Genomic DNA, 21,477 nt, shown 5'->3' on the forward strand with positions numbered 1-21,477 from the left:
GTGCTGTTGCTGTGCGGAGCCTGTGATCAGCGTTCCCGGCTCGCCACGGGCGGTCCGGCTTCTGCGCGGCACCCCGGCGGCACTCCGGGCGCTGTGGCCTGATCCTGCCGGCCGGGGGGCAGTCGTGGGTGGTGCCGGTCCGTTAGGACATCGGAGCTGTACCGGGGCTGGTGTTGGTGGGATGTGAGGAAAATTCCGGCACCGTCAGGAAGGGTGGTTGCGGGCCGGGAGTCGAGGGTGACCGTGACACCGCAGTCCCTGCGGTGTCACGCTGCTGGCAGCTCCACGGTGAACAGGGTCCGGCCCGGTTCGGATTCCACGGTGGCATCTCCTCCGTGGGCGCGGGCCACCGAGCGGACGATCGACAGTCCCAGCCCCGTGGAACCCTCACGCGCGGTCCGGGCGGTGTCCCCGCGCACGAAGCGGTCGAACAGCCCGGACCGCAGTTCCTGGTCGACCCCCGGGCCGTCGTCCTGCACGGTGAGGCGAACGGTCGCGACGCCGGCCGGGGTCTCCTCCTGGAGGCGCACCAGCACGGTGGTGCCGATCGGGGTGTGCTTGCGCGCATTGGAGAGCAGGTTGGCCACCAACTGGGCCAGTTGCCGCCGGTCGCCGAGCACCTTGACGGGCTGTTCGGGCACGTCCATCAGCCAGCTATGGCCGGGGCCGGCTGCTGTGCCGTCCATGACGGCGTCCACCACGACCTCGCCCAAGTCCACCTCGCCGCACGGCACGTCTAGTCCGGCGTCAAGACGGGCCAGCAGCAGCAGGTCCTCCACCAGGGAGCCCATCCGGTCGGCCTGGTTGAGCACCCGGGCCACCGATTCCCTGCCACGGTCGGTCAGAGGCTCGGCCAGTCGGATCATCTCGGCGTATCCGCGGACGGCGGCCAGCGGGGTGCGTAGCTCGTGGGAGGCGTCCGCCACGAAAGTGCGAAGGCGTTGCTCGGATTGGTTGCGCTGCTCGAACGCGCCGTCCACGGAGTCGATCAGCCGGTTCAGCGCCTGGCCCACATCCCCGACCTCGTCGCCGGGGCGGGCCAGATCCACGGGTACGCGATACGGCGTCAGGGAGACTTCACCGGATCCCATAGGCACCGCGGCCACCTGGGCCGCCGCGTGGGATACCTTCTTGAGGGGCCACAACGAGCGGCGGATCCACCACCAGCTCAGCAGCCCAGCCAGAACCAGAGCAGCCAGCGAGCCGAGGATCTGCACCTGCGCCAGGTTGGCCTTCGTCCTGTCCACCGCCGCCGTGGGCAGTCCAACGACCGCCACGCCGTCCTCATCGTCGACGACCTCCGAGTGCACGAGGAACTGGCCCTCATCCAGGTCCACAGCGCGGATCAACCGGACATCGTCCAGGGCCGCTGCCTCCTCCTCCGGCAGCTCAGCCCGCTCGGTGTCCTGCGCTTCCTGGGCCCGCAAAGTCTCCTCGGCCAGCGCGCCCAGCCTATCCACACCGGGGGCAGAGAGCTCCACCGTCTCCCATTCCTCATCCAACCGCGACGCCTGGACTACCTGGCCGCCGGTCATGAGTAGCACCAACATCCCTGCCGGCTGGCCCGAGGCGCTCAGAGGATCGTGGTCGAAGTCCGGCGCGTTCTGCCTGCCGCGCCACAGGTAGGACCAGGAACGATCCCAAGCCTGCTCCACGTTCTCCTCCAACTGGGCGTCCAGCGTGCGCCCGGTCAGGGCCACGGAGGTCAGGGTGAAGGCGCTCAGCACCACGGCCAGCAGCACCACGACACCAACCGCGGTCCTCACGGCCAGGGTCATCCGCAGACGGGGCCGGGCGGTCACACCCTCCCGGCCGGGGCTGTCGGCCGAGACGGGCCCCCGGCCCGGGGCCGGGGCCGGGGATGTCGGTGACAGGGTCGACGCCGGGAAGGAACCGGGAGGCGGGCCGGAGGACGAGGTCACGGTCCCCGCCTCAGGTCGCGGGCCGCAGGACGTACCCGGCGCCGCGGACCGTGTGGATCATCGGTGCCCGCCCGGCGTCGATTTTCTTGCGCAGGTATGAGATGTACAGCTCGACGATGTTCACCTGGCCGCCGAAGCCGTACTGCCAGACTTGGTCCAGGATCTGCGCCTTGGACAACACGGCCCGGGGATTCTCCATGAGGTACTGCAGGAGCTTGAACTGGGTGGCCGTGAGGTCCACCGGCTCACCCTCGCGCCGGACCTCGTGGGTGCGGACATTGAGCACCAGGTCCCCCACCACCAGTTCGTCCGAATTCTGCGCGGCCACCCCGGAACGCTGGACCAACCGGTGCAGGCGGATCAGCACCTCCTCCAGCGAGAACGGCTTCGTGACGTAGTCGTCCCCGCCGGCGGACAGCCCACGGATCCGGTCATCCACCGAGTCCCGAGCGGTCAGGAACAACGCCGGCACGTGGGGGCGGAAGGCGCGGATCCGCTCCAGCACCTGAAGCCCGTCGAGTTCCGGCAGCATCCAGTCCAGCACCAGCACGTCCGGGTGGGTGTTGCGCGCGGTCTCGACAGCGGCGCGTCCGGCATGCGCGACGTGCACCTCCCAGCCGCACAGGGCCAGGCCCATGGAGACCAGATCCGCCAGCATCGGCTCGTCGTCCACCACGAGCGCGCACAAGGGACTGCCGTCTGGGTGGGCGAGCTTGGGCAACACCTCGCGCAGGGCCGCCAGAGACGTGGGCGAACCTAAGCCGGTCGATGAGGACACGAGGGTACTCCTGAGATCGGGCGAGCTGACGACATCATACTGACAGTCCAGACGCCCATCCTGTCAGGAACAACAGCAGAAACTGTGCCTTGCCTGTGCATTCTGTGCCCGGCATAAGGCTCCCCCAGCCGGGCCTGCCGTGGCCCCCTCTGCGTATCGATCACGGTGAGGGCTGCGTAGACAACGACCAGTGTGAATCCGACCTCGACGGCGGACAGTTGACCGAATACCGGCTCGGTGGCGTCTTGCAGGGGCCTGCGGGACACCGGGCGCTCCGATGATCCTGATCGCTCCGTCACCGACGCTTCCCCTTCCGGAAAACATGTGCTGATGAACGGGGGGAGCGTTTGTGCAGTTCTCACGACCGCTCCTGCGTCGGAGGTGGGCCACAGGATTACAGGTTCTGCACAGTGACGGCAAAGATGGGACAGAGCTTGCGGTGTTGGTCTGGAAATGGACCGAATGACGCGTAGACCAGACAGAGGAGCATCCCATGACAAGCCCCGGCAAGATCCTCGGAAATCAACTTCCGGCACTGTGGCCCCTTGACCGGCCCCGCACCAACGAAGCCCCAGCAGACCCGCCCAGTGGCGGAGCACCCCTCCGCAGTGCCGTGGGGACCCAGGCATGAGCGCCGCCTTCGAGCTCACAGAGACGGTGGTTTCCTACGGTTGGGAACAGGATGAGCACGAACGGGGTGGGACCCAGCCCCGACTGTCACTCAACGCCCGGCTGCACGGGCCGGTGCGCGGCACAGTCCAACGATCCTCGGGCCTCCGCCACCACCTGACGGTGGACGACTGGGAGCTGACCGGCCCGCTGGACCTACCCGCGAGGTGGGTACATCGGGCGCAGCACGCCCTGACCCAGTTGCGTCTCCGACTGGCCGGACAGCCCCACACCAGCCCGGATGTCGACGGACGCTGGGACGTTTCGGTGCGCCACCGCTTGCGGATCACCGAAGGCAAAGAAGTGCCCGGGCAGCTGACGCCACACTGGACATTCATTCCGACCGAGATGTTCTTGGAGGCCTCCACGAGCGGCGGTGGGTCGATGTGCCTGTTCGGCTCCGGGCCCATCGAAACCGATTCGAAACGCTATGACTTCGCCGTGGGCCTTGACTGTGCCGTCGCCTTCGATCAGCTGGACTCGGGCAACCAAGTGCCGCTCTGGGCGCAAGCTCCCGCGCAGAGAACGGCCCGGCTGGCTTTCGACCTGGCCGCTGCGGCAGATCAGCAGCTCACCGACGAGATGGCCATGACACCACCACCGGCGAGGCCCGGCGCGGTGTCCTGCTAGGTTCTGTCTGCCGCTGAATTTGGGCATACCCTTCGTACTGGTCGAAGGGGCCCGGGTTGGGTGAGCACCGCTTTGGCCTTCGCGCGACGCCACATGCGCCATCGACATGGCCGGCGAATCCCTGCTCGTGCTGGTCGGCGTCCCGAGGGCCACAGGGATCGACGACGGTTACCGCAGGACTGAAGTGCAGGCCTTGTGCTCCTCCCTTTCTTGAAGACCCCTGCCGTTCTGGTGCCGGCTGATGTCCCCGTTCAGCCGCGGTTCCGGAGCTCGCCGCGGGCTTGCCCAGGCTGGTGGCCTTGCGTGCGAGTCGGTCAGCGATTTCGCCTGTGCGGGAGGGGCGTTCGCCGTCCTTGGCCATCACGTTCATGTAGTCCCGTTCCCTCGGTGTTGCGCGGTCCCATCGGGAAGGAAAGAAACCGGCGTCCAGGCGTCGCAGTCCGGCGGCGACGGCCGCTTCTGCATCTTCGCCGGTGCTTCTGCATCTTCACCGGTGAACGGTGTGCCGATGGCTAGTTCCCAGAGTGCGCTGCCGAGTCCTGGATGAAGTATGGGTAGTAGCCGAACGGCTTCGTCATGGTGATACTCGAGGCTGGTTGCGTAATGTACTCCGTGGGTTCCATAGGTGCCTCTTCCTGGTTGGCGGTTTGGTTTTCACCCTACGGGCCGGCCCTGTCAGTCCCCGGTGTCGTGCTCCGATTGGTCTTGCTCGATAGGTGCAGCCCCTGACCGGTTCTGATGGTTGCGTCAGGGTGCCCGGTGGCGACCGGGAGAACCGGCGGCGGAGGCCGCCGCCGGCGCACCTCGGAAACAGTGCCCAGGTGCCCTCGTCACGCGAAACCCAGAGAGGACCGGACTCCCGTGAGGATGGGCGTCCGGTCCTCCGCCTGTTGTTCCGTGGATCTGTGTATCCATACATCCGGTGTCTGGTCCGCCTGCTAGTGCCGGCGCTTACTCAGTCGCTCAAATACTCGTTCACTCACTGGGCCCAGTTGGAGCTACGTCGCGTCTTCGACTCGAGTACGTCGCCTACTCCTGATCGGCGGCGGCAAGAACCTGATCAACCAAGTCTTCGAGAACTGTTATGTCGGCAGTCGGGCTGTCTACCGACTGGCTGATGGCCGCGACGTTGATCGAGCCGCGCGCCGCGCTGACCGTCGTCGTGTTCTGCTTCTGGCCCGTCGGCAGAGTCAGGACACCGCGTGCACCCATCGAGATTGCGCCCTCGTTGGTGGTTTCCACCGCCGTAGATTCGCCTGTTGCCGTTTCGCCCTGCAGCTCTACCTGATAGGTGGAACAGGTTTCGGCGCGTGCTTCCGCATCCCCCTGCTGGGATCTGATCAGCTCCTCGGCGCCCTCGAGTTCTGTGATGGCGACGATGGTCGTGCTCTGGTCGATCGGGTTCACAGCGGCGCCGACCGCGTAGCGAGTGCCTTCGGGCATCTGCGCGGCCGCTTCGAACACCGCGCCACACTCCTCGGGGGTCACCACGACGCCCTCGATCGATTGCAGACCCTGCTGCGACAGCGCAGGGAGCTGCTCGGGAGGAACGATGGTGAGGGGTGTGCCGTCCGGCATCAAGATCGTGGCGAGCACGGCAGAGAGCTCCTCAGAACCACTGATCGCCGCCGAGGAGCCCGAGGCGGAGGCGGACGGCTCAGCTGTGGCTGACGCGGAGGGCGCTGCGGACGCGGACTCGGACGCTGAAGCAGACGGAGTACCGGTCGATGACTCGGAGGCGACAGCCGAGGACGACGCCGGGGCGGCCGCCTCGTCCCCTCCTCCACAGGCGGTCAGGGCCAGCAAGGCGCCGGCGGCGAGAGCGGACAGGGAAAGGACGCGTGACATGTGGACCCCCATTGTGATGGAGCCCACCCGGCTCCTCGTCAGAACCCTACAAGAACGACTCCTGGAACCGAGGGACACACGAGCGAGGTGAGAGGACGGTCAGCCCACTGCAGCGAGGATCGCGTCGACGAGTTCCGGCATTTGGTTCCGCACCCCCTCGGGCACCTCACCCGTTGGGCACCTCACCCGTTGCGGTGCGGACAGCAGTGACCGAGAAGAATCCGCTGCTGCCGACCACCGTCATGATTTGCTGCTCCCCGCCGTTCGAGGATGTCTGCCGTCACCGTGCCGCACGTCTCCTGTACATCGGGCTCTGTGGGCGTGGTCGGGGCAGCAGTAGCGGCCGCCGTCCACGGTGGCCGTCCGGTACAGCCACCCCTCGGGTAAGGGCCGGCCCTCATCGATAAGCTTCGTGGTCGCGCGGCAGATACAGCACTGCGCCAGGGCCGGAATCATCATCAGGTGACTCAGTCCATCCCGTCGCTGTCGGGGGAGCGCTCTCATCAAGTACAACTGTGGTTGAGGGCCCTGGTCGCCTACGTGTTTCCCCCATTCACGTAGCCTGCCGGGGCCTTCCTCTATTCGTCCTCGAACGCACCGGGCGGCGGATAGCGCTACCAGGGTTGCAATGAACCCGATAGCGGCAGTATTTTCCAGCTTCTGATTCCCTATGGAATTCAGGATAGTTCTGCACGATGTACGCCGACAGGATCAGAAGCTCCGCCCGCAGGCCGATCCTTGAGTGATCGCCCGAGAGACCTAGACTCCGTGAATGGCGAGCAGCAGGTTCTTCCTCTATACGGGCAGCAACAACATTGCGGCGTCGCGCCATTTCTACTCCGACCTGATCGGCCTCGACCAGATTTGGGACGAGGTTGATCACATCGCCTACAGGATCGACGGCGGCATCCAGTTCTCCATCAGCTACGATTCGACCGCAACCATCAGTGACGAATGGTCCTTCCAGCCCGGCTGGGCGTTCGGGCTCGGCGTCGAACCCAGACCGCGCAGCACCCGCGCTTCATGGAGTGTCCCGCTGTCATCGAAGGCGTTCCTAAGCACCGTAGCGCGACTGCAGGACGCAGGGATGGATGCGCTGCGACCTGAACCATTCTGGGTTGGCTACTGGAGCTATGTGGTCAAGGACCCCATGGGCCAGACCGTCGAACTCGCTGACGCAACCACCACGGGCCCCTAGCAGGGGCGCGCTAGCCGATCCTCGTACGCCGTCGTCGCACACAATGAGATGTGCCCACTACCGAAAAGACCCGATCGCGATTGCTGACCGCGCAGCAGGAAGAGGCCATGGTGCGCCTCGACCGGGTATCGCGTCCCGATCAGCGGGTCGACGGATTCGTTGTCGCTGTCGGTCGAAAGTGAGCTCTGCTTGCACAGACGATGGACGGAGGATTCTTCGACGGGTACGCAGCCGTCCGTCTACGCGAGGTCGCGCGCGTGCGGCCCGACCAGGGCTTCGAGCAGGAATTCGCCAGGACGCGGCCAGAATGGCCGCCAGCTCCTCCACCCGGTCGGCCTGTACCCTACCTTGATTCGACCTCGAGCATGCTCATCTCCTTCCTTGCCCCTCGTGTCCTGTTATCTATCGAACGAGACAAGAAGTACGACGCCATGTGGATCGGGGTTCCGGCCGAGCTAACGCGCCGGCATCTCTACCTTTGGGAGGTCCGGCCGGATGCAACCTGGCACGATGCTCCTCTTGGCTACCCTCCGCAGAGCATCACAATCGTTAGGACTGGAGACCACTACCTCGAAGGTCTGGCTTCAATCGCTGGAACCGTTCCAGCGAAGGAATTCAAGTACCGCGAGGATGCACGCGCAGAGGTCGAGCGCTCCCGCTAGCGAAGGCGCTGCGCGGACAGGTGCCCAGTGAGGGATAGGGGCACGGACGCGGATGCTGCTCGCGCCTAGACTCGGCTACATGCCTGATGAGGTTGGTAATGCGTACTCACGTCGTGCAGCCGAGTACACCGAACTGCTCGGCTCGATGGATGCAGTGCACCCCTCCGACCGTCAGCTGGTTTCCTCCTGGGCTGATGGTATCGACGGCCTGATGATTGACGCCGGTTGCGGGCCAGGGCACTGGACGAACTTCCTCGACGGGCGCGGAGCTGCCATCACCGGCGTGGACCTGGTACCCGAATTCATCGATAGAGCCCGCAACTCGTATCCTGCCGTCTCGTTCGATGTCGGCAGCCTCGAGACCCTTGATATCCCACCAAGAACAGTGAGCGGGATTCTGGCGTGGTACTCGCTCATCCACCACAAGCCCAGCACAATCAGGATCCCCCTTCTGGAGTTCGCCCGCGTGCTTCGCCCCGGCGGCGCGCTACTTCTCGGCTTCTTCAGAAGCGCCGTCATTGAGGAGTTCGCTCACGCCGTGGCCCCGGCATACCGATGGCCGATAAGTGACCTCATTGAAGAACTGACGTCGGTTGGCTTCGACGTAGTTGAAACCCACACGAGGACAACCACCGGTCAGCGGCCCCACGCCGCGATCATCGCGCAGCGCAAAAGCGTCCGGTGATCCATCCCTCGTGGGACTGGTCCTCGGCCGGATCGTTTCAATGAGTGTCGCGGCGTAGTGTTCCGCCATGAGCGCCCTTCAGCCCGGTGAGTCCCCCAATCGGGGGTGCCCGCTGTCAGGGTCACCGGATCACTAGCATCTCGGAGGTACCAAAGTGTCGAAGAAACAAGCCCTGTCCTTTGGGCCCTCAGATGGTGTTCCTCCGCAGGTAGGACCGTTCTCCCATGTAACTCGATGGGGTGACCAACTTTTCGTCACGGGCCAGATGCCAACACACCCGGACACTGGTGAGCTTGTGCCAGGTGGCATCGTCGAACAAACGCGGCAGGTCCTATCGAACCTTCGCGCAGTGTTAGCAGCCTGCGGCGCAACCCTCGACGACGCCCTGATGGTACGGATCTATCTCACTGATTTCGGTAATTACGCTGCATTCAATCAGGAGTACGTCTCTTGGTTCTCCAACCCTCTGCCAGCTCGAACGTGTGTCGGGGTGACAGGACTTGCAGTCGACGCTGCCGTCGAAATCGACCTGATCGTCGGTTTGCCGGAGCAAAGCTCGTAGTTCAACCGAGTGATCAACCCACCTGTGTGCGACCCTGTGGCGGTTGGGTGTACCCATACGCAACGCCTCCTGCGCCGGCCGAATGTCGTGAGTTTTCGTGAACATGGTGGGCTTCTCGAAGACCGATTGGCGGGTTCAGCCGATCCAGCACTGTCCCACTGGCGGATCCCCTCCGCACCCTGAACGAGGGATCCCTCAGCGGGACGGGGTCGGGGCTGTGGTTACTGGGGTGGGTGGTGTTCGGTGGCAGGTTTCGGCTCGTAGTCCGATGTAGGTGCCGGTGATGATAAGGCCGGCTCCGATAATGCCGAGGAGGTGGAGTTCTTCCTGGCCGATGCTCAGTCCGATGAGGACCGCCCAGATGGGTTCGGTGCCCATGAGAAGGCTGGCCCTGGATGCTGAGGTTTGTTGAATGGCCCAGGTCTGTACGAGGAAAGCGAACACGCTGCATGCGAGCCCGAGGTAGAGGACACCGATCCATTCACCCGTATCGAAGTGCTGTACGGCGCGGAGTACGCCTTGGTAGTCGGCGAGGGTATAGATGATCGCGCAGACCGCGCTTTGGGTCAGGGTCAGCGTAAGCGCGCTGAAACTGCGGCCTCGGGTGAGGGCTGAGACTGCGGTGACGTGGACGGCGCGTACCAGTGCGGCGGCGAGGACGAGCATGTCCCCGAGGGTCGGTGCCACGAACCCGTCCCCGGAGACGAGGAGGCACACTCCGACGACCGCGACGATCCCGGCGCTGAACACCATGCGCGGTAGTGGCACGCGGAAGGCGATGCTCTCGGTGACGGGGGTGAACACGATGACGAGACTGATGATGAGTCCCGCGTTCGTGGCACTGGTACCGGCGATCCCATGGGTTTCCAGAATGAGCACGGCGGCCTGGGTAAAGCCCAGGACAACCCCGACGATAGTTTCACGGCGGGTGGTCCGGCGACGGTTCCAGATCAACCAGATCACCACCAAAGCCACCGTGGTGATCAAGAACCGCAAGGAAAGGATGACCGTGACACCGACGGTGTCGGTGAGGGTCTTCGCCGCCAGGTAGCTGCTGCCCCACACGAGCGCGACCAGAAGCAGCAGCAGATCCACCCTGCGCGCAGTTACAAACCCGCCAAGGGCGCTGCGGTATCGGACGGAAGAGGCCCCCGGTGTTCGGGACGAGGAAAGGGAAGGCACTTCTCGAGTCTGCGGGTGATTCACTGGTAAGACGAGAGGGCACTCGGTGAACTGGTAGTTTAGATTTCACTTATGGATCTTCACCAATTACTGCTGCTCCGCGAGTTGGGTGAGCGGGGCAGCCTCGCTGCAGTGGCGCGATCTCAGCACGTGTCGGCGTCCGCTGTGTCCCAGCAGCTCACGGCGTTGCAGCGCACGGTCGAGGTTCCCCTGACCGAACGGCGGGGCCGGAACCTCGTGTTGACCGCTGCCGGTCAGGCCTTGGCGTCAGCTGCGGTCGACATCAGTGTCGCAATGAGCTCCGCGAAGCAGGCTGTCACCCGGTATGTGCAGGACCCTACCGCGACGGTGAGCGTCTCGGCGTTCACCAGTGCCGGTCTGACCTGGTTCGGACCCCTCCTACAGACTCTCTCCAGCGCAGGGAACCCGCGGCTGGTCTTCCACGACCGGGATGTGGGACAGGACGCTTTTCCTGCCCTGACAGCCGACTACGACCTGGTCATCGCGCACCGCCTCGAACACAGCAACCCCTGGCCGGACACGATCACCGCCCTACCCCTGGTGCGTGAACCCTTGGACATTGCCATGTCGGAACGGCACCGGCTCGCTAGCGCCTCGAGCGTTGGTGTCGCGGACCTGCGTGAGGAGGAATGGGTATCCGTTCAGGAAGGCTTCCCGCTCGAATCAGCCCTGCAAGCCATTGCCGTGCACGGCGGCAAACCCCTGAACGTCACACACCGGATCAACGAGTTCTTCATTGTCGCCGCGATCGTCTCCGCCGGTCCGGCCATCGCGTTGATGCCCCGCCACACCGCACCCTCCGGCAGTGGGGTCGTGCTGAAACCACTCCATGACCTACCGCTGGCCAGGCATGTCGACATTCTTTGCCGACCCGAAGCTCTCCACCGTACCGCCGTCCAGAAAGTCGTCGCCACACTCCGACACCACGCAACCACCGCTCAACGCTGATGGATTGGGGACTGCTGAAGGTTTAGTTTCCAGTTGGGTGTTGCTGGTTTTGGGCCGCCGTAGGGGCGGCTTGTCCTAGTATCTCGAACTCGACCGGGGTCATCCGGCCGAGTGCTCGCTGCCGGCGTTTGCGGTGATAGATTCGCTCGATCCAGGTCACGATGGCCAGTCTCAGGTCCTCCTTTGTCGCCCATCTCTGCCGGTCGAGGACGTTCTTCTGCAGGAGCGCGAAAAACGACTCCATCGCAGCGTTATCGCCACAGGCTCCAGCTCGCCCCATCGACCCGGTCAACCCGCTGCTCCTGAGCGTCTGCACGAAGGCCTTCGATCGAAATTGCGACCCTCGATCCGAATGCAGAATCGTATCGACCGGGCTGCGGAGCCGTATCGCGTTCCGCACCGCGGACACGGCAAGAACCGAAGTCATCCGGTCATCCATCGAGTACCCGACGATCCTCTTCGAATGCACCTCTTTGATCGCGCACAGGTAAATCTTGCCGGCGTCGGTCCGATGTTCCGTGATGTCCGTGAGCCAGAGCTGGTTTGGACGATCAGCCCGGAACCGGCGCAACACGAGATCATCGTGCACGGGAGGCCCAGCTTTCCGGGTGAGTCCGCGTTTCTTCGCGTGCAGGGACCACAGGCGCTGCTGGGAGCAGACCCGCCGCTCGGACGCGGACACGCCGTGGTCGGCGATCTCGTCGGCGACGAACCGGTACCCGAACGTCGGGTCGTCGTGATTGATGTAGTGGACGAGATTCGTCAGGTGCGCATCCTCCCAATCCCGTTGCGAGAACGGGGTCCGCCGCCACTTGTTGAACGCCTGGGTCGAGAAACGCAGCACACGGCAGGCCACCGCGACAGGGATACCATCAGCGGCAAGATCACGGACCAGCGGGTACGTCATTTTGGGGGCAGCTCACGGGCGAAGAACGCCGCCGCCCGACGCAGGATCTCGTTCTCCTGCTCCAGCAGTCGATTACGCTTCTTCAGCTCGCGGAGCTCTGCCGCGTCGGCTTGCGTCACTCCCGGTCGCACGCCGTCCTCGACGTCGGCGCGCTTCAGCCAGTTATTCAGGGTGCCCTCGCTGATCCCGAAATCCTTCGCGATCTGAGCCAGTGGGGCTTCGTGTTTCCGTGCGACGGACACGACGTCACGGCGGAACTCTTCCGGATACGGCTTTGCCATGATGGCCATCCTTCCAGGAGGACACAATCCTCACAGGCTAGATGGAAACCGAACCCTCAGCAGTCCCCTTGGCCAGACTGGGCGAAGCAAGAGTATCGATAGCCGATCCTCCAGCGGGCCAGTTTCGCTGCAAACAGCGATTAGTCACTGAAGGAGCTCTAGGCTCATTGGATGGAAGATCGGAGCGCGCCGCGGTTGTCCTCAGCGGGTACGTGGCAGGGATGCGATAGGTCCTGTCCGCCCGACGAGCACTCCCACTATTTCGGCTCGTACAAGCCACTTACAGCACTACAACCCGAAGACGTCGACGCCGAGGACGTCGCCCCTCCTGCTGGCCCACGTGACACTGACGTCTGGCTGACGGAGTGGCAAGTGGCGGAAGACGGCTCCGACGTCGTGCTCGATGAAGAGGTCGAATGGACCCTCGTACCAATGGATCAGGAGTGGCTTGCTCGCCTGTTCGAGGACCGCCGACCAGTGTCCCTGCAACGCGATACTTATGCCGGCACTCCAGGCGAGAGGTACGACGCGTCGGAGTGGACTCGCCTTTCAGGTTGTGTCACACGAATCGATCAAGTCTCTGTGCGGTACCCAGCAGATCGTGGAACTGGGTTGGCGGAAGTCGGCAGCGCCATGCAACACACCGTGCCCAGCATGCGGGAGCGTCGCAGTCACCTCGGGGGTCTAGTCGGCTGGATCGTGAGAATTAAAAATTCCGGGCAGTAAGCCTTTCTCGCTCACGAACACCGCCCATTGCGCTTCCCAGCAGGGTTACTCCGAAAGTACCCGGCCGAGGATCCTCGGTAGACGTTTCGGAAGTGGGCGACGCAGCGTGGCTAGGGTGAAGCATGAACTCTAACGAACCCGCCGGGCTGAACGTGGGGTTCGTCGGGCTGCCGGTCGCTGTACTCACCGTCGGCTTCATCCTCTTACTGCGCAGGTCTCCAAGGAGGCTGTGGAGTAAGTACGTCTGGCTCCTCGGAGCGGCAATCATCGCTTGGGGTGCTCTTGCGTTCATCCAAAGCAGTCTCGGCCCATCGGAAGGGTCCGATGCCGAGGAGATCCTTTTCGCCGTCGCCTACTACCTGTGGCCCATCCTGAGTCTTGGAACGATCGTGGTCGGTGGCAGCATCTGGTGGCTCATCGGTCGTGCAGCCGCACTCGAGCGGGAATCGTCACCGGAACATCTGCTCGGCCCGTAGGCCGATGGTCAATCGGCACCATGGGCGCCCTCCTACTGCTAGGTTGCCGCAGGCTCAATGAGCAGAACAACGGTCCTGCAACGGTTCAGTGCACGTAGGGTCGATCCAATCGGTAAGACGTTACTCTGCGCAGATGAGGCAACAATATTTGTCCGCTTTAGCAGCTTCCGGCCTGACCGTGCTTTTCCTCGCCAGCTGTAGCGCGACCAACGCAGTTTCGGAGCCCATCGAGGGCACCTTTACCGGTACCCAGACGATTGAATTGGGAGCACCACCAGAGGATGCCACGCACATCCAATTGGACCTCAAGTGCCTCAGCGCTGGCGTTCTCGTAGTGGCGGGCGGCGACGAGGTGACGTGCCCCAGTCCAGACGACGGTACGACCGTCGTCAATTCCTCGAGTCCCTTGCTGCCAGGACAAGACTCCTTCAAAGTGATGGCCGTGGATCCGGGCGTGAGGTACGAGGTCACCGCGGTCTACGAGAACGGCGCCTCCGTCAAGTAAAACGCCAACCGCCCGTCGTGGAACCTCGAGCGGGACGTTCAACTAACAGGTAGATTCCGATTTCGCGGCGGCATTGATGCTGCCGTTTTTGGCGCTCCGGTTATCCCGCCACCGCCGATGCGGAAAGCCGACACGGACAACGGGCGGTGGAACGACCACGTACATTACGACCATGGAGTGACCGGGCGCTCCTGCTGCTCGCCGTCGATAACGAGGTCGAGTCGCTCGTCGAGGAACGCGACATACTCCTGCACGTCGGTTGCGTCACTAAGCGGGTGCTCGTACTGCCAGGCAATATCGTCGATTCTCCTGTCTCCGATGATCGCGGAGTACCAGGTCGCATAACCCTTGTACGAGCACATTGACCTCGTCAAGCTGGGCTCGAGCGGCGCCACGACGTCCTCGATCGGAAGGTAGTACCGGGCAGGGAGGTTCGTCTCGAACAACATCCGAGCTCGGGTGGTGTCGGCCAAGATGTGGCCGTCGAGCATCAATTGCACATGCCGCGAGGTGCTTCGAATATCGATGCGACCGTACGGATCGTGCGGATGGCTGATGATCTCGTCGTCTTCTTCGAACCAGCTGTCGAAGTCGCCGAAGGCGAGGATCACGTAGTTGGCGAGACCGGGGTCACGGGCGCGGAATCCGGCTGCCGCGGCGCCCGTTCCTGCAACGCGCACCTCGAGAAGCTCGCCCGGGGTCATGCGGACGTCAAACGGGATACGCGGGTCGAACACGGGGATCTTCGATAGGTCGGGAAGCATGAATCCGACTGGGCCATTCTCGAGTGAGGCTGAACTGCGAAGCGAGATTTCGGCACGAATGTCCTCGTCGGGGACGGCGAATCCTGGCACGACCCGACGTGGTTCCCACACGAGCATCGCTTGCGTAGTGTCGACGACAGTCTGCCCGCCAAGGGTGGCACGGATGCGCTTTCCTGTTGGCTCGTATCTCAGCTTCTGAAGCAGCTGCCCCATCACATCCCGCATGCGCACGCCGGCCGTGTCAGGCTCGTGGTTGAGCGAGTGATCTGAAGCGCTTGACATGAACTTACGGTAGACCCGCGCCGCCGCGTCAGGATAGAGGCCGAGTACTCGTCACAGCAGATACCTGCCCTTCTGCCTTGGTGGGAGGGCAGGTATGTGTAGCGCTGCGCCCGCTCCGCTCACCGCGAGCTCCTAGGCCGCCTCTACGTCGATGACCTGCGGCAGTGAGGGCAGCGTCAGGACCGGGGCGGAACAGCGCTCACGCAGGGCTACCTGGATCGGCAGGGGCGGCATCAGCCGGCCCCGCTCGATGATCTCGAGGGTCCGCCGGCACTGCGGGACGAGCGTCTTCGAGTTTGCATCGTGGTATTCGCTGGGGTGAGTGATCATGGCTGCTTCTCTTGCTGATGGGTCCGTTCACAGGCTATTCGTTGCCGGTGACACTTGGGCGAGGTGCCGCCGCGGTGAGAATCGTCACCACGGCGGCGATCACCGGCTGCTGGTGGGCCCTCAGGCAGGTGTATGGACGTGGCTCGTGTATGACGTCCGTTTCCGAGACGGCGAGGTTCAGCATCACGTCGATCTCGACCGGGCGTTGATGCGCGGGCGCTGCCCGGCAGATTTCTCGTCCACACGACGTATTGGCGATGCGGTCGCTGGCGAGGACGACACTCCAGGTAAGTAGGTCGACTACCCGTACGGCCGTCCTCTCAACGACTGACCACTCAACGACTGACCACGAGTCTTCAGACTGCGATGTCGGCGGAGGCCAGTACGGTGTGCCGGTGACTTCCGCTCCTCGCCCCGGCTGGCATGGCATACCGCCGAGCGCGGACCGGCATGTGCCGCCGCTGCAGCTCGCCCCACACGATCAGCCGGCGACGGAGCCGGAATAGCCCTGTGGATGGAGTTGGATTGCCCGGACGGCCGGAAGCAGACCGTGAAGGGCTTCGCCATGGCGTGGACTCCTGATGCGGTGTACGCCCAGTGGGTGGAGTTCTCGCGTGCCCGTGAGGCATGAGTGCGGCAGGATCAGTGCCGGCGACGTGAGATCCCGGTCAAGTACCGTTTCTGTACCTGAGCGCCAGGAGGCCGCGCACGCCCACCGCTCGCCCGAAGCGAACTACCCGTATCGGTGACGCCGGTGGGAGTGCGGGTAAGGAGCCTCCAGCGAGCGCTCATCAGATCCCGGTCGGGACGGCCAACCGCGCTGAGGCTTCAAAGGTAATCACGGGCCTCCCCGCTTACAAGAATTGAAGGGGTCATCGGAGCTCATTACTTCCCATCCAACCGGCGCCCGGTGCCGCGACGGGAAATCAACCCGTCTCAGGACTGCGAGCTCCGCCGGGCCGCCTGAGCACCATTCGCGAAATCAGTAGGCCTTTGAAGGAGGGTTTCGAATTTGGCGTTCAAGGCCTCATCAACTACTTCATCCCGATAAACGGACCGATCGCTAAGGCTGCCGCTGCCTCGTCCGAAACTGCTCGCGGCCCAAGCCCGTGCCTCGTCTACAGCCTCAGGCGACTGATCTTTTCGAAGCTTCCCGGAAAGTTCCTCATACTTCTGTGCCAAGTCTGTCAAACCCATAACTCTCAGAATGAAAGTGAAGCGAGGCATGCCATCAGTCAATAAAAAAATTTCAGGACCAGTGGATTATTCGTTCAACTCCCATTTTGCTACAATCTCTCCGACATTCTCGGTATCCGGAATGTACACCTGAGGAGTACCACCGGGGTGGACACGTCCATCAGCACGTGTTTGAGGCGCCGTAGAGCTGCTCTTTGGCGTCCCGATGTTCCCCGCCCGAAGGAAAAAGGAGCAATGACCAGCACTGCAGCTCCCCCTACTCCCTCATCTCGTCGTTTCGGGGGCTGCTAGCACGCTGCTGATCGTCGTCTGGCGAGCACCAGAGCGGTGGCACCTTCGAGGTCGCCCCGCGGCGGACGGAAGGACCCTGAAAGGTAGTCGTTGCACGGTCGTCCCTCGACGGACTCCTCATGGTCAGGCAGGATGCTCACATGGGGAACAGGACGAAAAACGCCGCAGTGAGCTGTGCGGCTCTTCTACTTATCGGTTGTTCTATCCCGCCGTCGTTCTCCGAGGAGGAGAAGATCGGGATGCGGGACACCACCAGCCAGTACCAGCGAGCTGTCCTGGAAGACCTGGTCGTAACCGAGGCCGAGTATCGTGACGCAGTCGCTGCGTCACGCGACTGCCTCCAGGACAAAGGGTTCGGTGTCGGACCGATCACCGAACAGAACGGTAATCAGATCGGCTTCGTGTCCTCCTACAGTGGCGACGGGCCGCCGTCCGAGCAGCTCATGCGGGCCTGCGAAGACGAGTTCATGACCGACGTCGGCCCGATCTGGGTTTCCCAGCGCACGCCGTTGACGAGCTGAAGCCACGACACATCGGTAGAGTCAGGACCATGGCAATGGGGACGAACGAACAAGCGCAGACACCACCACGACCACGAACGCGCAGCTCACAGCGCGACGTACTGATCTACGGTTTCGCGGGCACGATACTCGCGCTGGTGTTCGTGATGACGTTCTCGAGCGTTGACGCATGGTACATGGTCGTTGGTTCCTGCCTCATCGCGATCATGGCTGTCGTGTACGTCGCCAAAGCCATCATCGCGCTGCGCAGAGACGACTACGCCAGCTCTTCAGGAAGCTACGACGTCCCTCATCACGGCGCAGACGTGAAGGTCCAGAATGGCGCGACCTACACGGCGGTCAAGCGCTCGAGCCCGGCCGCCGGGCAGCGTTCCCACTACTGGTTGGGCGACAACGGCCAGGAGATCGAACTGACCAACGACGAGGCCAGCAGGCTTTCGTAGCAACCCCGGCTTCTATGGGTGCCCTGGACGGCGGGAGAACCTCAATGCCTATGGAGCCGGAGCGCGGTCAGCAGCTTCGCTCAGCCGCTACGGGACTCACGATCGGTTTCGGCCTGGCGGCGGCCTGCTGGCTCGCGATAGGCCCCGACCATCCTTTCTTCGCCATCACGGTGCAGGCCGGCTTCTTGTTCATGGCACTGCTCGCGGGCTCCGCACTGGTCGACGTCGGCCGATCCCGCTACAGGGTAAGAGCCTGGGAACCGCGGCTCTACGCAGTGCTGGGTGCCGAGTTCGTCCGACGCGTTCTGGATGTCGTGGGCTGGAACCGGATCATCGGCCGGATGCGACACTTCGAGAGTGGTGATTCGATGCTCGCCCGCTTCCTCCGCGGAGCCGAGCAGTCAGAAACCGCCCACCTCCTTGGTGCTGCCGCCACCATCATGGTGACCGCAATCGCTGCAGCTACCGGGTACATCCAGGGCGCCGTCCAGATACTGCTCGTCGGCTTCGTCCTGCACGGGTACCCGGTCATGATTCAACGCATGGTGCGCTTCAGGATCACCCGCCGTCGAGCTGGCATCGCCAAGAACGCCTGCTAAGAGGTCCTCATCGTGAACTACTGACTGCAGTTCGCTACTGTAGGTCACTGCTCATCAGGTACCGCGATAAAAGGGCGTGTCCACTTAAGCCGAGCCCACTTCGAAGGGGGTCGACTAGCTGTCTCTCGTCTGGGGCAGAAGCCGGTTTAAGATTGTTGCCATGCGCTACAACCAGAACGGCGAGATTACAGCCCTTCCCCTGTTTACGGGTGGCTCTTGCTCGTCCTGAGCACCTTTATCGCCATCTGGTCCGTATGGTCTATCGTGGTCGCAGCCGAATTATGGCAGCACGCCTCCGGTGCGAGCTTCCTGTTCTTCGCGGGGACTCTTGCCTGGTTTGGAATCAAGAGCGTCTCGCCCGCGAAGAAGTAGAGTGCCTGGTCAATCATGACGATTCCCGCCATGGGTAGGCTGCGGGTATGACTTTCTGGAATCGCTATCTGTTTGGAGCTTCGCTCGTGTTCGGGGTGGGCGTGATGATCCTCGCCGAGCGGTTGCCGGCCTGGTGGGGCCCCGCGTCGATCCTCACCATGGTTCTGGCTGCGTCCGCATTCCTGACCTGCTCCGTCATCGACTACCGACGTGAGCAGGCGGCGAGACGACTACGCCAGGTCTGATTAGCTTCACCCATCACTTCGTGCGAAGGACACAGCAATGCTGATCAGAACCGAACGAATCATCATCGCGCTGGCCTTTGCCGTCGCCCTCGTAAATCTGCTCTTCATGAGCATGGGGCTGCTCTACTACATCTGCCTGGTGGTCGTCTTCGTCGTCTGCGCCAGCTCGATCGTCAGGTGGTACATGCAGCGCCAGGCAGCCGGAAGTCACTAGCTCGCAACTGGCTCGTATGATCGTCTGATGCCTGAGATCCAGCACTGCCCCGCACCAGATGCCCGTCGGACCAGCCAGGCAGGCTCGACCCTGGCACACATCATCACCGAAGTCTTCGCGCCGGCGGTCCTCGTTGGAGGCTTTCTCCTCGCGCAGCCGCTGCTCACACCCGGGGTCACTTGGCTGCAGGCTGTGACAGCAGCCGTCTTCACCGTGGGCCTGCCGTTTGCTCTGGTCCTGGTGCTCAAGCGCCGTGGTTCAGTGACCGATCATCACATCAGCGTCCGCGAGCACCGGGCGCCGATCTTCATCGCTGCAGCTGTGTCCTTGGGCCTAGGCGCGCTGCTGCTGATGGTCCTCGGCGCGCCGGCGGAACTGTTCGGTGAGGTCGGAGGTGTCTTCTTCGGTTTGGTGCTGTGCCTTTTGGCGAATCTCGTCTGGAAGCTGTCCGTCCATGCAGCCGTCGCAGCCTACGTCGCCCTCGCGCTGCTGGTTCCGGTGCCGGTCGTCGGCCCGGTGCTGGCTCTGCTCCTGGCCGCAGCCGTCGGCTGGTCCCGAGTGAAGCTGAAGGCTCACACCCCGGCCCAGGTCCTCGCCGGCTATGTAGCTGGCGCTCTTGCGTTCACGGCCGCCCGGCTGCTTCTGCCCTGACGCTGCTGGCCTGCGAGTTCCGGATACCGCATGTGTGGCTGACGATGATCCACGCAGGAGGAGTTACACAGGTTCGCCTCTCGAAGTCCCTGCGTTGGCGCATCCGGGAGGCAAATAAGCCTCGCCCAATTCTACGAATTGGGATCAACGGGCCCTCTGCCCCGGTAGATCGAGCCTACAAATCAGCCTGAATTACACATCAAATCGGGATTCGACCACGTTCCGTAGCCGAACAACGTCTGAGCTCACCGTGGTTCGTCGGCTTCGTGGTCAATGCCCTCTCCAGTCAGCCCTTGCTGGTCGACTCCCCCGTTTACCGATCAGCGCCCCTGAACGGCGTGCACCACAAGTTGTTGCGGCCCTGGAAATCGCTCCTTCCGCCGTGGCCGGGTTCAGAGTGGAGCACCGCTACAGAAGATCCTCTGCCGGAAACCGGCTCCAAGGCTGAACCCACAGCTTCCGCTAGCTCACCCACTACATCGCGCGCCGCCTGCTCCAGTCAGGCACGTTCAAACCTGCGCTACACCCTCGGAAATCTGATAGACCTGTAGGGTCCGAACCGCTGGAAGAGTGAGGCCACCCACGGACCGGCACTGACGCTCAAAAAAGGGTTCGTGCCGCTGAGGACCGGCCCTTGAGGCCGCCTCGAACTGTCGGTGTCGATACAAGGTGAGAGTCGCCCTACAAGGCCGCATACGTCCTCAGGGCATCAGCCTAAAACCTCGATCCGAACACATACGGCAGACGCATGGACAGGCGCGATACATGCGGGAAACTCAGTTCCAAAATGTGCGCGACGGTGTGTCCACGTTTGATGCACGGCCCACGGGAAACACTGGGCCCGAACGCGGGTACATCGCGCCTGCGTAACAGTACACAAAGGAGGCCGGCCACGCTGGCAGCCAGCCTCCTTCTCCACTTATGAAGAGCAAGTGCAAAAGGATCTCCTTGGGTGCTTACTCGTTGTCCACGCGGTTGGAGGCGATGAGGTTGTGGTTGTTCATGCGCACGCTCCCTTCTTCGAATGGCGTCGATCGCACGGTTGAGTTTGCCGTCTCCGGGGCCCCACTAGTAGTGCTGTTCGAACTCATTGCGATTGACAAAGTTGTTTCTCTCTGGGCCTCTAGAAATCCCCACCCGGGTAGATGCCCTCGGGCAAGGTGAAGCACGCGGATCCCGAGGCGATACGAATCTCGTTCGGGGAGAATCCTTCGGAGACGAGATAATTCTCCCCTGGAGCAGGCGGGTCGATCTGGATCCGATAGATTTCATTTTCGTTCCTATCGACTTCGTCCCTATCGACGGATACTTCGGTTCCGATTTCCCGGTAGTGGGCTTCGATGGTTTTCACGATGGGCTCTATCTCGGTTCCCTCGGCGACTGTGACCGTGGTTGAAGCATTCCAGTTGTGCTGGGTCTCGTTGCAGGACAGAAGCGTGCCCGTTTTCTTCTGATCGGTCGAGAGAACAGCGGCTTCCGGGATCAGTGTGGCGATCTCCCGTTCCATGGCCTGGGTGCGGGCTTTGGCTTCCTGCCAGGTCAGTTCAGCGTCCATCGGTTCCTCCTGT

General features: G+C 63.1%; 25 protein-coding genes. 15 read left to right on the plus strand and 10 right to left on the minus strand.

Annotation, left to right across the window (positions count from 1 at the left end; genetic code table 11):
• Positions 1 to 266 precede the first annotated feature (266 nt).
• Both AC4D2O_RS12780 and AC4D2O_RS12785 read right to left on the minus strand, forming a co-directional pair.
• Positions 267 to 1,766: a sensor histidine kinase gene (locus AC4D2O_RS12780; RefSeq protein ID WP_490907728.1), complete on the minus strand. Its 1,500-nt coding sequence runs from the start codon at positions 1,764 to 1,766 to the stop codon at positions 267 to 269.
• 166 nt (positions 1,767 to 1,932) lie between these two features.
• Positions 1,933 to 2,700 carry a response regulator transcription factor gene (locus AC4D2O_RS12785; protein ID WP_490907729.1) on the minus strand — a complete coding sequence of 256 codons (768 nt, stop codon included), beginning with the start codon at positions 2,698 to 2,700 and terminating at the stop codon, positions 1,933 to 1,935.
• Between the two features lie 627 nt (positions 2,701 to 3,327).
• Here AC4D2O_RS12785 and AC4D2O_RS12790 point away from each other — a divergent pair.
• Positions 3,328 to 3,999: a hypothetical protein gene (locus AC4D2O_RS12790; protein WP_490907730.1), complete on the plus strand. Its 672-nt coding sequence runs from the start codon at positions 3,328 to 3,330 to the stop codon at positions 3,997 to 3,999.
• Here the strand turns inward: AC4D2O_RS12790 and AC4D2O_RS12795 are convergent.
• Both AC4D2O_RS12795 and AC4D2O_RS12800 read right to left on the minus strand, forming a co-directional pair.
• Positions 3,941 to 4,369 (minus strand): hypothetical protein, encoded by a 429-nt coding sequence (locus AC4D2O_RS12795; RefSeq protein ID WP_490907731.1) that lies wholly within the window; start codon positions 4,367 to 4,369, stop codon positions 3,941 to 3,943. The two genes, AC4D2O_RS12790 and AC4D2O_RS12795, sit on opposite strands and share 59 nt — an antisense overlap.
• Before the next feature lie 659 nt (positions 4,370 to 5,028).
• On the minus strand, positions 5,029 to 5,595 hold the full coding sequence (locus AC4D2O_RS12800; protein ID WP_490907732.1) for a hypothetical protein: 567 nt from the start codon (positions 5,593 to 5,595) through the stop codon (positions 5,029 to 5,031).
• A 1,024-nt stretch (positions 5,596 to 6,619) separates the two neighbouring features.
• On the opposite strand from AC4D2O_RS12800, the gene AC4D2O_RS12805 reads away from it, so the two are divergent.
• The 4 genes from AC4D2O_RS12805 (at position 6,620) to AC4D2O_RS12820 (ending at position 8,954) form a co-directional block, all read left to right on the plus strand.
• On the plus strand, positions 6,620 to 7,045 hold the full coding sequence (locus tag AC4D2O_RS12805; protein ID WP_490907733.1) for a VOC family protein: 426 nt from the start codon (positions 6,620 to 6,622) through the stop codon (positions 7,043 to 7,045).
• Between the two features lie 365 nt (positions 7,046 to 7,410).
• Positions 7,411 to 7,707: a hypothetical protein gene (locus tag AC4D2O_RS12810; protein WP_490907734.1), complete on the plus strand. Its 297-nt coding sequence runs from the start codon at positions 7,411 to 7,413 to the stop codon at positions 7,705 to 7,707.
• A gap of 79 nt (positions 7,708 to 7,786) precedes the next feature.
• Positions 7,787 to 8,392: a methyltransferase domain-containing protein gene (locus AC4D2O_RS12815; protein WP_490907735.1), complete on the plus strand. Its 606-nt coding sequence runs from the start codon at positions 7,787 to 7,789 to the stop codon at positions 8,390 to 8,392.
• Between the two features lie 154 nt (positions 8,393 to 8,546).
• Positions 8,547 to 8,954 carry a RidA family protein gene (locus tag AC4D2O_RS12820; protein WP_490907736.1) on the plus strand — a complete coding sequence of 136 codons (408 nt, stop codon included), beginning with the start codon at positions 8,547 to 8,549 and terminating at the stop codon, positions 8,952 to 8,954.
• A 195-nt stretch (positions 8,955 to 9,149) separates the two neighbouring features.
• Here AC4D2O_RS12820 and AC4D2O_RS12825 read toward each other — a convergent pair whose 3' ends face one another.
• Entirely contained in the window at positions 9,150 to 10,160 is a 1,011-nt protein-coding gene (locus tag AC4D2O_RS12825; protein WP_490907737.1) for a DMT family transporter, read from the minus strand.
• Positions 10,161 to 10,208: 48 nt separating this feature from the next.
• Here AC4D2O_RS12825 and AC4D2O_RS12830 point away from each other — a divergent pair, with 48 nt between their 5' ends.
• Entirely contained in the window at positions 10,209 to 11,105 is an 897-nt protein-coding gene (locus tag AC4D2O_RS12830; protein ID WP_490907738.1) for a LysR family transcriptional regulator, read from the plus strand.
• Positions 11,106 to 11,127: 22 nt separating this feature from the next.
• Here AC4D2O_RS12830 and AC4D2O_RS12835 read toward each other — a convergent pair.
• Both AC4D2O_RS12835 and AC4D2O_RS12840 read right to left on the minus strand, forming a co-directional pair.
• Positions 11,128 to 12,293 (minus strand): IS3 family transposase gene (locus AC4D2O_RS12835; RefSeq protein WP_490907739.1). Its coding sequence is split into 2 segments (ribosomal slippage): positions 11,128 to 12,026 and positions 12,026 to 12,293, totalling 1,167 coding nucleotides; the frame shifts between segments, so codons are not numbered across the junction.
• A 288-nt stretch (positions 12,294 to 12,581) separates the two neighbouring features.
• A complete protein-coding gene (locus tag AC4D2O_RS12840) occupies positions 12,582 to 12,782 on the minus strand; it encodes a hypothetical protein (RefSeq protein WP_490907853.1) in 201 nt (66 codons plus the stop codon).
• Between AC4D2O_RS12840 and AC4D2O_RS12845 the strand changes: the two genes are divergently transcribed.
• The 3 genes from AC4D2O_RS12845 (at position 12,690) to AC4D2O_RS12855 (ending at position 14,000) form a co-directional block, all read left to right on the plus strand.
• Positions 12,690 to 13,019, plus strand: a complete 330-nt coding sequence (locus tag AC4D2O_RS12845) for a DUF6578 domain-containing protein (protein WP_490907844.1) — start codon at positions 12,690 to 12,692, stop codon at positions 13,017 to 13,019. The two genes, AC4D2O_RS12840 and AC4D2O_RS12845, sit on opposite strands and share 93 nt — an antisense overlap.
• A 122-nt stretch (positions 13,020 to 13,141) precedes the next feature.
• Positions 13,142 to 13,495 (plus strand): hypothetical protein, encoded by a 354-nt coding sequence (locus AC4D2O_RS12850; protein ID WP_490907740.1) that lies wholly within the window; start codon positions 13,142 to 13,144, stop codon positions 13,493 to 13,495.
• A gap of 133 nt (positions 13,496 to 13,628) precedes the next feature.
• Positions 13,629 to 14,000 carry a hypothetical protein gene (locus AC4D2O_RS12855; protein WP_490907741.1) on the plus strand — a complete coding sequence of 124 codons (372 nt, stop codon included), beginning with the start codon at positions 13,629 to 13,631 and terminating at the stop codon, positions 13,998 to 14,000.
• Positions 14,001 to 14,164: 164 nt separating this feature from the next.
• Here AC4D2O_RS12855 and AC4D2O_RS12860 read toward each other — a convergent pair whose 3' ends face one another.
• Together AC4D2O_RS12860 and AC4D2O_RS12865 are read right to left on the minus strand one after the other, a co-directional pair.
• Positions 14,165 to 15,046: a DUF427 domain-containing protein gene (locus tag AC4D2O_RS12860; protein ID WP_490907742.1), complete on the minus strand. Its 882-nt coding sequence runs from the start codon at positions 15,044 to 15,046 to the stop codon at positions 14,165 to 14,167.
• Between the two features lie 132 nt (positions 15,047 to 15,178).
• Positions 15,179 to 15,376 carry a hypothetical protein gene (locus AC4D2O_RS12865; RefSeq protein WP_490907743.1) on the minus strand — a complete coding sequence of 66 codons (198 nt, stop codon included), beginning with the start codon at positions 15,374 to 15,376 and terminating at the stop codon, positions 15,179 to 15,181.
• A 1,727-nt stretch (positions 15,377 to 17,103) separates the two neighbouring features.
• Here AC4D2O_RS12865 and AC4D2O_RS12870 point away from each other — a divergent pair.
• The 6 genes from AC4D2O_RS12870 (at position 17,104) to AC4D2O_RS12895 (ending at position 19,909) form a co-directional block, all read left to right on the plus strand.
• Complete coding sequence (locus tag AC4D2O_RS12870) at positions 17,104 to 17,385, plus strand: hypothetical protein (RefSeq protein ID WP_490907744.1); 282 nt, start codon at positions 17,104 to 17,106, stop codon at positions 17,383 to 17,385.
• A gap of 29 nt (positions 17,386 to 17,414) precedes the next feature.
• Positions 17,415 to 17,828, plus strand: coding sequence for a hypothetical protein (locus AC4D2O_RS12875; RefSeq protein ID WP_490907745.1), 414 nt, complete (start codon positions 17,415 to 17,417; stop codon positions 17,826 to 17,828).
• Positions 17,829 to 17,842: 14 nt separating this feature from the next.
• Complete coding sequence (locus tag AC4D2O_RS12880; protein ID WP_490907746.1) at positions 17,843 to 18,427, plus strand: glycosyl-4,4'-diaponeurosporenoate acyltransferase CrtO family protein; 585 nt, start codon at positions 17,843 to 17,845, stop codon at positions 18,425 to 18,427.
• 419 nt (positions 18,428 to 18,846) lie between these two features.
• Entirely contained in the window at positions 18,847 to 19,044 is a 198-nt protein-coding gene (locus AC4D2O_RS12885; protein WP_490907747.1) for a hypothetical protein, read from the plus strand.
• A 37-nt stretch (positions 19,045 to 19,081) separates the two neighbouring features.
• Entirely contained in the window at positions 19,082 to 19,258 is a 177-nt protein-coding gene (locus AC4D2O_RS12890; RefSeq protein WP_490907748.1) for a hypothetical protein, read from the plus strand.
• 27 nt (positions 19,259 to 19,285) lie between these two features.
• Complete coding sequence (locus AC4D2O_RS12895) at positions 19,286 to 19,909, plus strand: phosphatase PAP2 family protein (protein WP_490907749.1); 624 nt, start codon at positions 19,286 to 19,288, stop codon at positions 19,907 to 19,909.
• Positions 19,910 to 21,032: 1,123 nt separating this feature from the next.
• Here AC4D2O_RS12895 and AC4D2O_RS12900 read toward each other — a convergent pair.
• The gene (locus AC4D2O_RS12900; RefSeq protein ID WP_490907750.1) at positions 21,033 to 21,464 is read right to left on the minus strand and encodes a hypothetical protein; all 432 of its coding nucleotides are present in this window, start codon (positions 21,462 to 21,464) and stop codon (positions 21,033 to 21,035) included.
• Positions 21,465 to 21,477 lie beyond the last annotated feature (13 nt).

This window comes from Arthrobacter sp. TJ-238, assembly GCF_058269215.1.

Excerpts from the sequence above, each read along its gene's own strand:
- AC4D2O_RS12875 (WP_490907745.1), top strand. The coding sequence starts at position 17,415 with ATGGCAATGGGGACGAACGAACAAGCGCAGACACCACCACGACCACGA.
- AC4D2O_RS12885 (WP_490907747.1), top strand. The coding sequence starts at position 18,847 with ATGACTTTCTGGAATCGCTATCTGTTTGGAGCTTCGCTCGTGTTCGGG.
- AC4D2O_RS12815 (WP_490907735.1), top strand. The coding sequence starts at position 7,787 with ATGCCTGATGAGGTTGGTAATGCGTACTCACGTCGTGCAGCCGAGTAC.
- AC4D2O_RS12890 (WP_490907748.1), top strand. The coding sequence starts at position 19,082 with ATGCTGATCAGAACCGAACGAATCATCATCGCGCTGGCCTTTGCCGTC.
- AC4D2O_RS12880 (WP_490907746.1), top strand. The coding sequence starts at position 17,843 with ATGGGTGCCCTGGACGGCGGGAGAACCTCAATGCCTATGGAGCCGGAG.
- AC4D2O_RS12855 (WP_490907741.1), top strand. The coding sequence starts at position 13,629 with ATGAGGCAACAATATTTGTCCGCTTTAGCAGCTTCCGGCCTGACCGTG.
- AC4D2O_RS12860 (WP_490907742.1), bottom strand. The coding sequence starts at position 15,046 with ATGTCAAGCGCTTCAGATCACTCGCTCAACCACGAGCCTGACACGGCC.
- AC4D2O_RS12900 (WP_490907750.1), bottom strand. The coding sequence starts at position 21,464 with ATGGACGCTGAACTGACCTGGCAGGAAGCCAAAGCCCGCACCCAGGCC.
- AC4D2O_RS12865 (WP_490907743.1), bottom strand. The coding sequence starts at position 15,376 with ATGATCACTCACCCCAGCGAATACCACGATGCAAACTCGAAGACGCTC.
- AC4D2O_RS12895 (WP_490907749.1), top strand. The coding sequence starts at position 19,286 with ATGCCTGAGATCCAGCACTGCCCCGCACCAGATGCCCGTCGGACCAGC.
- AC4D2O_RS12805 (WP_490907733.1), top strand. The coding sequence starts at position 6,620 with ATGGCGAGCAGCAGGTTCTTCCTCTATACGGGCAGCAACAACATTGCG.
- AC4D2O_RS12850 (WP_490907740.1), top strand. The coding sequence starts at position 13,142 with ATGAACTCTAACGAACCCGCCGGGCTGAACGTGGGGTTCGTCGGGCTG.
- AC4D2O_RS12790 (WP_490907730.1), top strand. The coding sequence starts at position 3,328 with ATGAGCGCCGCCTTCGAGCTCACAGAGACGGTGGTTTCCTACGGTTGG.
- AC4D2O_RS12830 (WP_490907738.1), top strand. The coding sequence starts at position 10,209 with ATGGATCTTCACCAATTACTGCTGCTCCGCGAGTTGGGTGAGCGGGGC.
- AC4D2O_RS12870 (WP_490907744.1), top strand. The coding sequence starts at position 17,104 with ATGCGGGACACCACCAGCCAGTACCAGCGAGCTGTCCTGGAAGACCTG.
- AC4D2O_RS12795 (WP_490907731.1), bottom strand. The coding sequence starts at position 4,369 with ATGAACGTGATGGCCAAGGACGGCGAACGCCCCTCCCGCACAGGCGAA.
- AC4D2O_RS12810 (WP_490907734.1), top strand. The coding sequence starts at position 7,411 with ATGCTCATCTCCTTCCTTGCCCCTCGTGTCCTGTTATCTATCGAACGA.